This is a genomic window from Achromobacter veterisilvae, assembly GCF_037619525.1.
Taxonomy (GTDB): Bacteria; Pseudomonadota; Gammaproteobacteria; order Burkholderiales; family Burkholderiaceae_B; genus Achromobacter; species Achromobacter veterisilvae.
Map to the genome: position 1 here is coordinate 6499440 of NZ_CP148753.1, position 12445 is coordinate 6511884.

Here is a 12445-nt window from a genome sequence, read left to right on the forward strand (position 1 = left end):
CAACTACATAATCCAAGGAGACATGATGTCGATTACCCGTTTTGTGACTGCCGGAGCCCTCGGCCTGGCGGCGACCGCCGTCGCCGCCCCCGCGCTGGCGCAGGAGCCGTATCCCTGCCAGCTCGTGAAGATCATCTCGCCCTACCCTCCCGGAGGCACGACCGACATCCTGGCGCGCCTGATCGCGCCCGGCCTGGCCGACGAATTGGGCACCAACGTCATCGTGGAAAACAAGGGCGGCGCCAGCAGCAACATCGGGACCCAGTACGTGACCACCGCGGCGCCGGACGGCTGCACGCTGCTGCTGGGCAACAATACCGGCGTCGTGATCAACCGGAATCTGTACAAACTGCGCAACGACCCGGTCAGCGCGCTGGCGCCGGTCGCCGAAGTAGCCGCCGTCCCGCTGGTGCTCTACGTCAATGCCTCGGTGCCGGCCAAGACCGCCGACGAACTCTTCACGCTGATCCGGAGCAAGCCCGGCGAATTCAACTTCGCCTCGGGCGGCAGCGGCAGCCCGCAGCACTTGATGGGCGAAATGCTCAAACTGGACATGAAGCTGGACATGACGCACATCCCCTACCGGGGACAAGGGCCGGCGCTGGCCGACGTGATAGCCGGGCAGGTGCCCGTGGCCTTCGAAACCACCACCGCCATCGCCCCGCAGCTCGGCTCGGGCCGCATCCGCGCACTGGCCACAACCGGAGAAACCCGCTCCAAGAGCCTGCCGGACGTGCCCACCATGAAAGAACTCGGCCACGCAAAATTCGTGATCGAAAACTGGTACGGCATCTTCGCCCCCGCGCAGACGCCCCCGGCCCTGGTTCAACGCCTTAACCAAGGCCTGGTCAAAACGCTGAAGAGCCCGGCGGTGGCCAAAAATCTGGACGAAATGGGTTCCGACGACGTGACCGGCACACCCGAACAGTTCGCAAGCTTCATCGCCAAGGAACTGCCCTACTGGGAATCCCTGGTCAAACGCACTGGCGCAAAGGTCGACTGAGATGACCGATCTGCTTGCCACGCTGCGCCAGTTGGGCGCGGCCACCGTCTACGAAGCCCAGGGCGCCAAAGGCGCGCTGGACCACGGCATCAAACCCATCGACCCGGCGACGCGCCTGGCGGGCCCGGCCTTCACCGTCGACTGCCGACCCGCCGACAATCTCATGCTGCACTATGCCGTCCAGAAAGCGCGCCCCGGAGATGTGCTCGTGGTCGACGCCAAGGCGTTCATGGAGGCCGGCCCCTGGGGCGACGTGCTCACGCTGCAGGCCATGCAGGTCGGCATCGCCGGCCTGGTGATCAACGGCTGCGTGCGCGATGCGAACCTGATCATCGAGCTGGGCTTCCCGGTGTTCTGCCGCGGCCTGTCGATCAAGGGCACCGGCAAGTTCCAGCCAGGCCGGATCAACGTGCCGGTCACGATAGGCGATGCGCTCATCCACCCCGGCGACTACATCGTGGGCGACCGCGACGGGGTTGCCGTGATCCCCCAGGCCGAGCTTGAAGAAACCGTATCGCGGAGCCTGGCGCGCGAGGCAAAGGAAGCCGGACAGCGCAAGGCGATCGAACAGGGCGTCTTCACGACCGAGTTACTGGGGTTGACGGACACCCTGCACAGGCTCGGCCTGCGGTAGGGCCGCAGACGGTATGCCTCGCCGGCCTGTCGGTTCGACAGGCCGGGCCGGTCCGCTGGGTGTTCCCGGGGTCGGACGGGGCGTCAGACGTTGAACAAGAAGTTCATCACATCGCCATCCTGCACGATGTATTCCTTGCCTTCGGCGCGCATCTTGCCCGCTTCCTTGGCGCCCTGCTCGCCCTTGTAGGCGATGAAGTCTTCGTAGGCGATGGTCTGCGCGCGGATGAAGCCGCGTTCGAAGTCGGTGTGGATGACACCCGCGGCTTGCGGAGCGGTGGCGCCGATCGGCACGGTCCAGGCGCGCACTTCCTTCACGCCGGCGGTGAAGTAGGTTTGCAGGCCCAGCAGCTTGAAGGCGGCGCGGATCAGCCGGTTCAGGCCCGGTTCTTCCATGCCCATGTCCGACAGGAAGGCCTGGCGGTCGGCGTCGTCCAGGTCGACGATCTCGGATTCGATGGCGGCGCAGATGGCGACCACCGGCGCGTTGCGGGCGGCGGCGAATTCGGTCAGGCGGTCGAGCAGCGGGTTATTGGTGAAGCCGTCGTCGGCGACGTTGCCCACGTACATGGCGCGCTTGGCGGTGATGAAGCACAGTTGGGCGATGTCGGCCTTTTCCTCGGTCGACAAGTCCAGCGCGCGGATCGGCCTGGCTTCGTTCAACTGGGCCACGCATTTTTCCAGCACGGCGACGATGCGCTGCGATTCCTTGTCGCCGGAGCGCGCGGTCTTCTGGTGGCGCTGCAGGGCCTTTTCGGCGGTCTGCAGGTCGGCCAGGGCCAGTTCGGTCTCGATGACTTCGATGTCGGCGATGGGGTCGACCTTGCCGGCCACGTGGATCACGTTGGGGTCCTCGAAGCAACGCACCACGTTGACGATGGCGTCGGTTTCGCGGATGTGCGAGAGGAACTGGTTGCCCAGGCCTTCGCCTTTGCTTGCGCCAGCGACCAGGCCCGCGATGTCGACGAATTCGACGGTGGCGGACAGGATGCGCTCGGGCTTGACGATTTCAGCCAGCTTCTGCAACCGCGGATCCGGCACTTCCACCACGCCGACGTTGGGCTCGATGGTGCAGAACGGGTAGTTCTCGGCGGCGATGCCGGCGCGGGTCAGAGCGTTGAAGAGTGTCGATTTGCCGACGTTGGGCAGGCCGACGATGCCGCATTGCAGAGCCATGGGAATCCTGTGGTAATTACGGTATTGATCGTTAACGTTCTAGTTTACCCCGCCCGCCGGAATGGGTTTTCCGGAAACGGCGGGGCTTGCGGCCCCATTAGCTCGCGGCGGTGGGGGCCAGGCGCATGACGAGCCAGATCATCAAAATGGGGCCGGCGTTGAAGACCGAATGCAGGAGCATCGCCGCGCCGATGCCGCGCCGTATGCGCATCCAGCCCAGCGTCAGGCCGGTCAGCCATTGCGGCAGCACCAGCAGGGGCAGCAGCCAGTAAGGCGTCTTGGCGTACACGAAGTTGGTCAGGTGCACGGCGGCGAAGGCCAGCGCGACCAGGTGGAACACCAGGCCGAAGTGCTTCAGGTAGTAGCGGCGCCAGGTCGTGTCCCAGGCCTTGAGGGGCTCGGGGCGCTGGCGCGCGCCCCAGCACGCCAGGATCACGAACGCGGCCAGCAGGAGGCCTGTCCAGACCTTGGGGCCCCACAGCACCACGGGCAACATCGCGGGGATCAGCCACAAGGCCTGTTTCGGACGGCGCAAGCCGTAGCGGAACAGCATCTCCTCGACCAGCGGCGCCCATATCACGGCGGTCAGCCACGGGATGTTCGTGGGGTCGAGCCGGTGCGTGACGCCGCCCAGCCCGGCGGCGGCCACCGCCACCGGCCCCAGCGCGAAAAGGTTCACGGCCCACAGCAGCGCGGCCCAGGCCAGGAGGCGACCCGGCGAGATGCCCGGCCACCAGTCCGCCAGCAGCCCGCTGCCGGCCGCGCGTCCGGGCAGGCGCGCGACCGGGTGCGGCTGTCGCAGGAACCGCCAGAAATCCGCGACTTCGCTGCGGAAGCGCATCTTGCCGCGCGGCGTGGCGGCCCGGTCGCCGGTCTCGCTCATCAGGCGTCGTTGCCGCTATGGAGCTGGCGGGTCGCCAGCGGGAAATCGCCGGCCAGCATGGCGGGCACGACGGCGCGGCAGCGGTCGATGACGGCTTCGATCTGTTTCTGTTCTTCGCGGCGCGGCGGGTGCAGGACGAAGTCCGCCACCTGCTGCGCCAGGCCCAGCGTGCGCGGATGGCCGATGCCGATGCGCAGGCGCCAGAAATTGGGGCTGCCCAGCGCGGCCTGGATGTCCTTCAAACCGTTGTGGCCGGCATGGCCGCCCCCCTGCTTCAGCTTCACCTGTCCGGGCATCAGGTCCAGTTCGTCGTGCAGCACCAGCACCTCCTCCGGCGCCAGCTTGTAGAAGCGGGCCAGCGCGCCGACCGCCTGGCCGGACCGGTTCATGTAGGTGGTGGGCTTGAGCAGCAGGACGTTGTCCGCGCCCAGGCGGGCCTTGGCCACCATGCCGAAAAAGGACTTCTCCAGCGCGAAAGCCGCGCGCAGATCGTCCGCCAGATGGTCGGCCAGCCAGAAGCCGGCGTTGTGCCGGGTGGTTTCGTAGTCGGGACCTGGATTACCCAGTCCCACGATGAGGCGTATGGGAGTAGACATGATGGGGGGTGTTTAAACCAAAAAACCCTGCGCATGCAAATGCACACGCAGGGTTTCGGGCTCAAGCCGCCTGCGGACCCATGGGCCCGCGGCAGACTTAGGCGGCCGGAGCTTCGGCTTCGCCTTCCTCGGCGGCAGCGGCGCCGCCGCCCTTGACGACGGCCGAAGCCACCAGCGGGTTGGCGTCACCGCCGTGGGGGACGTAGGTCACGCCCCTGGGCAGCTTGATGTCGGCCAGGTGGACCGAAGCGCCAGGCAGCAGGTCCTTCAGGTCGACTTCGATGAACTGGGGCAGAGCGGCCGGCAGGCAGGTCACTTCCAGTTCGGTCAGGACGTGGCTGATGATGGCGCCGCCCAGCTTCACGGCCGGCGAGATTTCAGCGTTGACGAAGTGGAACGGGACCTTGGTGTGCAGGGCCTGGTTGGCGTCCACGCGCTGGAAGTCCACGTGCAGGACTTGCGGCTTGTAGGCGTGCCATTGAACCGAACGCAGCAGGACTTGTTCTTCCTTGGCCGCGCCTTCCACCGCCATTTGCAGGATCGACGCGTGGAATTCTTCCTTGCGCAGGGCGTGGTAGATCTCGTTGTGGTCGAGTTCGATGTTCAGCGGGGCAGCCGTACCGCCATAAACGATGGCGGGAACGCGGCCCGCGCGGCGCAGGCGGCGGCTCGCACTCGAACCCTGGACGCTACGCGCAGTGGCATTGAATTTCATGGATGACTCCAAAAACAATAAGGTGAAGAGACTTCACCGGTTAAATGCGCGGCGCGCAAAACGCGCGCCGCGTTTGTTGCGCCTTGCCGCGACCAGCAAGGCGCAAGAACTGAGTATTCGGGCTGTCCGTCCGATCGAGCCGGGCTTCAGTCGACGAACAGCGAGCTGACCGATTCCGCGTTGGAAATGCGCAGGATGGTCTCGCCCAGCAGCGCGGCGCACGACAACTGGCGGATCTTGCCGCTGGCCTGGCCTTGCTCGGAGAGCGGAATGGTGTCGGTGACGACCAGTTCGTCCAGTTCCGACGCTTCGATGCGGTCGATGGCGCCGCCCGACAGCACGGGGTGCGTGCAATAGGCGTAGACGGCGCCGGCGCCGCGGTCCTTCAGGGCCTGGGCCGCCTTGCACAGCGTGCCGGCGGTGTCGACCATGTCGTCCATGATGATGCAGGTGCGGCCGTCGACTTCACCGATGATGTTCATCACTTCCGACACGTTGGCGCGCGGACGGCGCTTGTCGATGATGGCCAGGTCGGCTTCCAGTTGCTTGGCCAGCGCGCGGGCCCGGACCACGCCGCCGATGTCCGGGGACACGACGACCAGGTTCGAGAAGTTGCGGCGCCAGATGTCGCCCAGCAGGATCGGGCCCGCGTAGATGTTGTCCACGGGGATGTCGAAGAAACCCTGGATCTGGTCGGCGTGCAGGTCCATCGTGAGGACGCGGTCGACACCGGCCACTTGCAGCATGTTGGCCACGACCTTCGCCGAAATGGCCACGCGCGCCGAGCGCGGGCGGCGGTCCTGGCGGGCATAGCCGAAATAGGGAATCGCGGCGGTGATGCGGCCGGCGGAAGCGCGGCGCAGCGCATCGACCATCACCATGATTTCCATCAGGTTGTCGTTGGTAGGCGCACAGGTGGGCTGCAGGACGAAGACATCCTTGCCGCGCACGTTCTCGTTGATCTCGACCATCACCTCGCCGTCCGAGAAGCGACCGACGGTCATCTTGCCCAGGGACATATCGAGGTGGTTGACTACGTCCACGGCCAGCCGAGTGTTGGCGGTGCCCGTGAAAATCATGAAGCTATCGTTTGCCATGATGGATGATGCGATGGTCGTTTAAGACACTGACGAGATGAGGCGGGGGTGATACACCAGCGGACCCGGAAAATAAAAAAGCTGCTGAACCCGGGCCAGTGTCTTACAGGCGTGTTCAACAGCTTTTTTATGTATTCGGTTGGCTGGGGAGGAAGGATTCGAACCTTCGCATGCCGGAATCAAAATCCGGTGCCTTAACCAGCTTGGCGACTCCCCAACTATCTTGCAATCCAATTCCGCAACGGATGTTCAGCTAATCCGGCACATGCCCGCACTAACCGAAACCGTGGATGCGTTTGGCTGATTGTTTTATCAGCGCCGCGCATTATAGCGGTAATTTCTGTTTTCGCCAAAACGGCTTCGGAAAGTTCGGAAAATTCGGCGTACAAACACGCACCAGATCCCGACATGCGAACCGCGACGCCGTAAGGCTTCAACTGTTCAGCAAGCCACCGCGATGCCCCAAGCACTTCCGGGTAAAGGCGGTAGACCACCGGCTCCAAGTCATTCCTGCCGAAGCAGAAAGTTGGCGAAGCAAGAAAGTCCGCTATTGTGATGTAAGAAGAATCTCTTGTCAAATCGGGCGCCGAAAAAATCTCGGGGGTCGGCACGCTGGCATCCGGCTGCGCCACCAGGTAGGCGCGCTCTGGCAGCGCGACCGCGGCAAGCTCTTCGCCCACGCCCTGCGCAAACGCAGACTGCCCGAACACGAACACGGGCACGTCGGCGCCCAGCGGCAAGGCCAGGGCCATCAGTTCGCGCCGGGTCAGCCCCGTTCCCCATAGCCGGTTCAGCGCGATCAGCACCGAAGCGGCATCGCTGGAACCGCCGCCCAGGCCGCCGCCCTGCGGAATGCGCTTTTCCAGCCCGATCTGCACGCCCTGCTTCGTGCCGGTGGCCCGCTGCAGGGCATGCGCCGCGCGCAATGTCAGGTCCTGCTCCGGCGGCACGCCCGGCAGTTCCGCGGCGCGGCTGATGACGCCGTCGACCCGCGCGTCGAAATGCAGCGTGTCGCACAGGTCGATGAACCGGAAGGCGGTCTGCAGCAGGTGATAACCGTCGGCGCGGCGGCCCACCACGTGCAGAAAGAGGTTCACCTTGGCGGGAGCGGGAACGTCGTAAAGGGTCACGAAAGACAACCGTTGCGAGGGAATACGACATTCTAGCCAGACTGCCCCGGCCGCCGCGCGCCACGAACGGCGGCGCGGCGGGCATGGCTCATGCGAGCCGCGGAGAGGCGCCCGGCGCCAGCCTGGCCGCCGCCGCGTCGATCACGCGGCCCTCGGGCAGTTTGAACACCGCCACCGAACCGGCAAGCTGGCGCGCCTGCTCTTCCAGCGCGCCGGCCGCCGCCGCGGCTTCTTCCACCAGCGCGGCGTTCTGCTGCGTCACGCTATCCATTTGCGACACGGCGCGATTGACCTGGTCGATGCCGGTGGCCTGCTCCTCGGACGCGACGGAGATCTCGCCCATCAGGCTGGTCACGCGCTGCACGGCTTCGACGATTTCGCGCATCGTGGCGCCCGCGCTCTCCACTTGCTCGGAACCCATGTCGACCTTTTGCGCGGAATCCTCGATGAGCTGCTTGATTTCCTTGGCGGCGGCGGCGCTGCGCTGCGCCAGCGTCCGCACCTCGCTCGCCACGACCGCGAAACCCTTGCCCTGTTCGCCGGCGCGCGCCGCTTCCACCGCCGCATTGAGCGCCAGGATGTTGGTCTGGAAGGCGATGCCGTCGATCACGCCGACGATATCGGCGATGCGCGACGAACTGCCGGAAATGGCGCGCATGGTTTCCACCACGCCGGACACGGCCTCTCCGCCGCGTTGCGCGACCGCCGCCGACGCGGCCACCATGCGGTTTGCCTCAAGCGCGGTATCCGCGTTCTGCCTCACCGTCGTGGCCAGTTCTTCCATGCTGGCCGCGGTTTCCTCGAGCGACGCGGCCTGCTCTTCCGTGCGGCTGGAAAGATCGGCGTTGCCGGACGAAATCTCGCGCGCGCCGACGTTGATCTCATCGACGCCGCGGCGCACGGCCGACACGGTGCGCACCAGGCTGTCCTGCATGCTCTTGAGCGCGGCCAGCAGCACCCCGATCTCGTTCCTGCCGCGGTCCGCCACGCGGCGCGTCAGGTCGCCTTCGGCGATGCGGCGGAAGATCTCGCCGGCCTCCAGTAGCGGACGCAGGATCATGCGGCGGATCAGCACGTGCGCGCCCACGGCCATCAGCAGGCCCAGCGCCAGGATCCCGGCCAGCAGGGACGTGAACAGGGTGTGGAAAACGGAGATCTCGTCCATGACGCCTTGGCCCGTGCCCTCGGCGCGCAGGATGAAGGTGTCGCGCTCGCTCATGAGCCGTTCCTGCACCTGCTGGGTGCCCTGCTTGAAATAGGCATCCATATCGCCGGCCTCGAGCACCCGGCTTACGTTCTGAAGATTGGCGCTGAACTTGCCGTAGGCATCGATCAGGCTGGCCGACTCGGTTTTTTCCTCGGCGGACAGTCCGCCGGAAAAGCCCTGGAACGCGCGGTCGGCCGAAACGATGCGCTGGCGCGCCTGCTGCAGCGACGTCGCATCGCTGGCGTTGCCCTGCGCGACACGGGTCGCGTAGCGGCTCAGGTCGGTGCGCGCCGCCACCAGGGACAGCGCGGCGGAATTCACCGCATTGACCTGCTGAGAGGAAAGGCGATAGAGCTGCGCGACGTCCTGGTTGGTTTGCCACAAGGCGGCAAAGCCCATGCCTCCCACCAGCAACTGGAAGGTGAAAAATATCGCGATGATTCCCAATAGCATCGTCGCGATGCGCGTGTTCCTGAACATAGCCATTCTCCATAAGGGCGGCGGCAACGATCGTCGGCGCCGCATTGCAGCCCTCGGCACGAACCGCGGACGGGGGCAGGGAGAATTATTCAGTCAAGACAATATATTTCAATTAGTAACGAAAGCGAATTTGCGACGCCTGTTTCTTCGATTGAAACTCACGCGATGTGATAAGGGTTAACCCGAATAAGACCGTGAATTCAGGGCTGATTGACGACCAGCCGCAGCAGGATGCGGCGGCCCGGCTCCTGGCGTTCCAGGACCAGCAACTGCGGCCCCAGCGCGTCGTAGCGCGACAGCCGCGCGCGCCAGCCGCCCTGCTCGAAGGCCGCGGGGCGGCCCAGTTCGTCGCGGGACACCTCGGTGGCTTCCGGTTGCGCGGCCAGCTTGCCCCGCAGCCAATCGCGCAGGCCGGACACCGGCACGCTGCTGCCCAGCGCTTCCTCGGCCAGCGAATCGGGATTGTCGGCGACCAGGCGCGTGCCGTCGGACTTGGTGAGGCTGGCCGCGCCGGGCCGCCCTTCCACGCGCGCCTCGGTCGAACCCAGCGGATTGGTCAGGTCCAGCACGTAGCGGCGGCCGTCGTCCGACCACGAAAAGCCGCCCTGCACGGCGTTCTGCTTGCCGCTTTCTTCGTTGACGGTGAGCGCGAAGCGGCCGATGCGGGAAAACGCGCCGGCGCCGGCGCCTTCGATAGGTTTGGGCGTGGTGCAGGCGGCCAGCGCGGCGGCCAGCATCGCCATCAGCGCCCAGCGCAACAGCGCCGCGGCGCCGCGCGGGCGCGGAATGCCAAGGGTCACAGGCCGACCCCCAGGCGCTTGATCACGTCCTGGACGGTCTTGTTCTTCGGATCCTTCTGCAGCGCGGCGCGCAGCAGTTCGGTGGCCTGGTCGCGCTTGCCCTGGCTCCAGAGGACTTCCGCCAGGTGGGCCGCGATGTCGGCTTCCGGACGCACGCTGTAGGCGCGGCGCAGGTAATCGGCGGCGGCCGTGGAATCGCCCATCCGGTACTTGACCCAGCCCATGCTGTCCAGGATGAAGGGATCGTTGGGCGCCAGTTCCAGCGCCTGGGTGATCAGGTCCAGGGCCTCGGGCAGCCGCTGGTTGTGGTCGGCCAGCGTGTAGCCCAGCGCGTTGTAGGCGTGCGCGTGGTCCGGGTCCAGCGCGATGACCTGGCGCAGCATGCGCTCCAGGTCGGCGAGACGGTCCTGGCGTTCATAGAGCATGGCCAGTTCGTACTTGATCTCGACCGTGTCCGGCATCGCCTGGTCGGCCGCTTCCAGCACCGAGACCGCCTGCGGCACGCGGTCGGCGTCGCGCAGGATCTGGGCCTTGGTCAGCACGCCCAGCGTGCGTTCCTCGTCGTCCTGGGGGCCGGCGGCGTCGATCAGGGCCAGCGCGCCGTCCACGTTGCCGCTCTTGGCGCGCAGCGCGGCCTGGCGCATGCGCACGGAATAACGCAGGGTCTGGTCTTCGATGCGGCCGAGTTCCGCGATGGCTTCGTCGTAGTGCCCCTGGTCCTCGGCGATCCGGGCCAGCAGCACGTGGGCGTCGGCGGCCGCGGCGCCGGCGTCGGTCGCGCCCGGCACGGTGGCGCGCTGGCGCTGGTTCTGCACGTCCAGGTATTGCTGGAGCAGCGTCTTGGCTTGCGGCAGTTGCCCGGCCTTGTAGGCCAGTTGGGCCTGCATGAAAAGCAGGTCGAAATCCTCCGGGGAACGGCGCGACATGGCCTGCAATTCGGCCAGGGCGCCGTTGTAGTCGCCGCTGTCGGCCAATTGGCCGGCCAGCATCAGGCGCACCTTGCGGGCATTGGGATTGCGGGCGACGTAGGCGCGGGCCTCGGCCTGCGCGCGCTGCGGATCCACCTTGGAGCCGTATTCCAGCACGCGCTGGGCGGCGGCCTCGGACCTGGGGTCGGCGGCCAGGGCCGCGCGGGATTCCTGGGCGGCGCGTTCGTAATCGCCCGAGGCGGAGGCCACGTCCGCCAGCGCCAGGTGCGCGGCGGGCAGCTTGCGCACGCTGTCGCTCAGGGATTCGTCCAGGATGCGCAGGGCCAGGCGGCGGTCGTTGAGCCGGCTCAGCACGGCCAGGGCCTGGCCGATGGCGGCGGGTTTGTCGCGGGAGGCGTCGATGCGGTTGCGCAGCGCCTGGGACAGGCCCTTGGTCTGGCCGTTGGCGGCCGCCAGCGCCAGCTCGGTGGAACTGGCCTCGATATCGTTGGGAGACAGGCGCGCCCACACGCGGGCGGCTTCCAGCGCGCCGGGCAGGTTGCCTCCGGCCAGTTGGAATTCCAGGGCGCGGCGGGCCAGGCGGGGATCTCCGGTGTCCCGGGCCAGGCCGAGCATGGTGGTCGCCGCCGAGCCGTACATGCCCCGCTGCGCGGCGATTTCGGATGCCAGCACGCGATAGAAGATGTCGGCGGTCAGCGATACGTAGGGCAGTTGGCCTGGACGCAGGCGGATCACCTCGGTTTCCGGCTGGCGGCTCTGGGGCGCCATGCGGGGCCCGGTGGCATCGCGGGTCCGGCTGTCGGCGGCCTGCGCCGGCGGGGTCAGTATTGCTGCCAGCGCAAGCGCCAGCGCGGCAATCCCGATGTTCATTGGTTTGAAAGACGACTTCACGCGGCCCGTCCGGTTGATGGCACAATCTTCGTACACGCAATTGATGATCTTACACTGGCTCATGCCGGAACTGCCTGAAGTCGAAACTACGCGTCGAGGAATCGACGCCGTCATCACCGGCCGGACGCTGACGCGGCTGGTCGTCCACGAATCCCGCATGCGCTGGCCCATCCCGCCCGACCTGCCGGCGCTGGTCGGCGGCCGCGCCGTGCTGGAGTGCGCGCGCCGCGGCAAGTATCTGCTGCTGCGCTTCGAACACGGCACCCAGATCGTGCACCTGGGCATGTCGGGATCGCTGCGCAGCGTCGCCCCGGGCGAATTCCTGCGCAAGCACGACCACGTCGAGTGGATCTTCGAGCAGGCGGTGCTGCGCCTGCACGATCCGCGGCGCTTCGGCGCGGTGCTGTGGCATCCCGAATCCGGCGGCCCCATCGAAGACCACCCGCTGCTGGCCAAGCTGGGCATCGAGCCCTTCGACCCGCGTTTCGACGGCGCGTGGCTGCACCGCCACTTCAAGAACCACGGCGCCGCCGTCAAGCAGGTGCTGCTGGCGGGCACGGCGGTGGTGGGCGTGGGCAATATCTACGCGTCGGAAAGCCTGTTCCGGGCCCGGATCAACCCCAAGACCCCGGCAAACAAGCTGTCGCCGGCCCGCTGCGACCGGCTGGCGGACATGGTGCGCGCCACCCTGGCCGACGCCCTGACCTCGGGCGGCAGCACCCTGCGCGACTATGTCGGGGCGACGGGCGAGCCCGGGGCCTACTTCGAGATCCACGCGGCGGTCTACGAACGGGAAGGCCTGCCCTGCCGCGTCTGCGCCACCCCGATCCGGCGCTTCGTGCAGGGCCAGCGAGCCACCTACTACTGCCCGAAATGCCAAAGGAATTGACCCTCCGCCCCGGGGA

The 12445-nt window shown here is 66.7% G+C and carries 12 protein-coding genes and 1 tRNA gene; 3 read left to right on the plus strand and 10 right to left on the minus strand.

The window, feature by feature from the left end; all coding sequences use genetic code 11:
- Positions 1-22: 22 nt before the first annotated feature.
- Positions 23-1003 (plus strand): tripartite tricarboxylate transporter substrate binding protein, encoded by a 981-nt coding sequence (locus tag WHX56_RS30265; protein WP_338879836.1) that lies wholly within the window; start codon positions 23-25, stop codon positions 1001-1003.
- Position 1004: 1 nt separating this feature from the next.
- On the plus strand, positions 1005-1637 hold the full coding sequence (locus WHX56_RS30270; RefSeq protein ID WP_338879837.1) for a 4-carboxy-4-hydroxy-2-oxoadipate aldolase/oxaloacetate decarboxylase: 633 nt from the start codon (positions 1005-1007) through the stop codon (positions 1635-1637).
- An 83-nt stretch (positions 1638-1720) separates the two neighbouring features.
- On the opposite strand, the gene ychF is transcribed toward WHX56_RS30270, so the two are convergent.
- The 10 genes from ychF to WHX56_RS30320 all read right to left on the minus strand — a co-directional run bounded on the left by ychF (position 1721) and on the right by WHX56_RS30320 (position 11603).
- Entirely contained in the window at positions 1721-2812 is a 1092-nt protein-coding gene (gene ychF / locus WHX56_RS30275) for a redox-regulated ATPase YchF (protein ID WP_129245382.1), read from the minus strand.
- A 97-nt stretch (positions 2813-2909) separates the two neighbouring features.
- Positions 2910-3695: a type II CAAX prenyl endopeptidase Rce1 family protein gene (locus WHX56_RS30280; RefSeq protein ID WP_338879838.1), complete on the minus strand. Its 786-nt coding sequence runs from the start codon at positions 3693-3695 to the stop codon at positions 2910-2912.
- Positions 3695-4291, minus strand: coding sequence for an aminoacyl-tRNA hydrolase (gene pth / locus WHX56_RS30285; protein WP_287756326.1), 597 nt, complete (start codon positions 4289-4291; stop codon positions 3695-3697). Before pth ends, WHX56_RS30280 begins: the two co-directional genes overlap by 1 nt.
- 97 nt (positions 4292-4388) lie before the next feature.
- A complete protein-coding gene (locus tag WHX56_RS30290) occupies positions 4389-5006 on the minus strand; it encodes a 50S ribosomal protein L25/general stress protein Ctc (RefSeq protein ID WP_129245376.1) in 618 nt (205 codons plus the stop codon).
- Positions 5007-5152: 146 nt separating this feature from the next.
- On the minus strand, positions 5153-6103 hold the full coding sequence (locus tag WHX56_RS30295; protein ID WP_006227587.1) for a ribose-phosphate pyrophosphokinase: 951 nt from the start codon (positions 6101-6103) through the stop codon (positions 5153-5155).
- A gap of 140 nt (positions 6104-6243) precedes the next feature.
- Positions 6244-6320 (minus strand) — tRNA-Gln (locus WHX56_RS30300).
- Position 6321: 1 nt separating this feature from the next.
- The gene (gene ispE / locus WHX56_RS30305) at positions 6322-7233 is read right to left on the minus strand and encodes a 4-(cytidine 5'-diphospho)-2-C-methyl-D-erythritol kinase (RefSeq protein ID WP_338879839.1); all 912 of its coding nucleotides are present in this window, start codon (positions 7231-7233) and stop codon (positions 6322-6324) included.
- Between the two features lie 88 nt (positions 7234-7321).
- A complete protein-coding gene (locus tag WHX56_RS30310) occupies positions 7322-8920 on the minus strand; it encodes a methyl-accepting chemotaxis protein (protein WP_338879840.1) in 1599 nt (532 codons plus the stop codon).
- A gap of 200 nt (positions 8921-9120) precedes the next feature.
- Positions 9121-9663 carry a lipoprotein insertase outer membrane protein LolB gene (lolB, locus tag WHX56_RS30315; RefSeq protein ID WP_338881854.1) on the minus strand — a complete coding sequence of 181 codons (543 nt, stop codon included), beginning with the start codon at positions 9661-9663 and terminating at the stop codon, positions 9121-9123.
- 53 nt (positions 9664-9716) lie between these two features.
- The gene (locus WHX56_RS30320; RefSeq protein ID WP_129245369.1) at positions 9717-11603 is read right to left on the minus strand and encodes a tetratricopeptide repeat protein; all 1887 of its coding nucleotides are present in this window, start codon (positions 11601-11603) and stop codon (positions 9717-9719) included.
- Between WHX56_RS30320 and mutM the strand changes: the two genes are divergently transcribed.
- On the plus strand, positions 11602-12429 hold the full coding sequence (gene mutM / locus WHX56_RS30325) for a bifunctional DNA-formamidopyrimidine glycosylase/DNA-(apurinic or apyrimidinic site) lyase (RefSeq protein ID WP_338879841.1): 828 nt from the start codon (positions 11602-11604) through the stop codon (positions 12427-12429). The two genes, WHX56_RS30320 and mutM, sit on opposite strands and share 2 nt — an antisense overlap.
- Positions 12430-12445: the final 16 nt, after the last annotated feature.

What these genes read in the sequence shown, in the direction of transcription:
- WHX56_RS30265 (WP_338879836.1), top strand. Translation starts at nt 23, where the DNA reads ATGATGTCGATTACCCGTTTTGTGACTGCCGGAGCCCTCGGCCTGGCG.
- WHX56_RS30270 (WP_338879837.1), top strand. Translation starts at nt 1,005, where the DNA reads ATGACCGATCTGCTTGCCACGCTGCGCCAGTTGGGCGCGGCCACCGTC.
- ychF (WP_129245382.1), bottom strand. Translation starts at nt 2,812, where the DNA reads ATGGCTCTGCAATGCGGCATCGTCGGCCTGCCCAACGTCGGCAAATCG.
- WHX56_RS30280 (WP_338879838.1), bottom strand. Translation starts at nt 3,695, where the DNA reads ATGAGCGAGACCGGCGACCGGGCCGCCACGCCGCGCGGCAAGATGCGC.
- pth (WP_287756326.1), bottom strand. Translation starts at nt 4,291, where the DNA reads ATGTCTACTCCCATACGCCTCATCGTGGGACTGGGTAATCCAGGTCCC.
- WHX56_RS30290 (WP_129245376.1), bottom strand. Translation starts at nt 5,006, where the DNA reads ATGAAATTCAATGCCACTGCGCGTAGCGTCCAGGGTTCGAGTGCGAGC.
- WHX56_RS30295 (WP_006227587.1), bottom strand. Translation starts at nt 6,103, where the DNA reads ATGGCAAACGATAGCTTCATGATTTTCACGGGCACCGCCAACACTCGG.
- WHX56_RS30310 (WP_338879840.1), bottom strand. Translation starts at nt 8,920, where the DNA reads ATGTTCAGGAACACGCGCATCGCGACGATGCTATTGGGAATCATCGCG.
- lolB (WP_338881854.1), bottom strand. Translation starts at nt 9,663, where the DNA reads ATGGCGATGCTGGCCGCCGCGCTGGCCGCCTGCACCACGCCCAAACCT.
- mutM (WP_338879841.1), top strand. Translation starts at nt 11,602, where the DNA reads ATGCCGGAACTGCCTGAAGTCGAAACTACGCGTCGAGGAATCGACGCC.
- WHX56_RS30320 (WP_129245369.1), bottom strand. Translation starts at nt 11,603, where the DNA reads ATGAGCCAGTGTAAGATCATCAATTGCGTGTACGAAGATTGTGCCATC.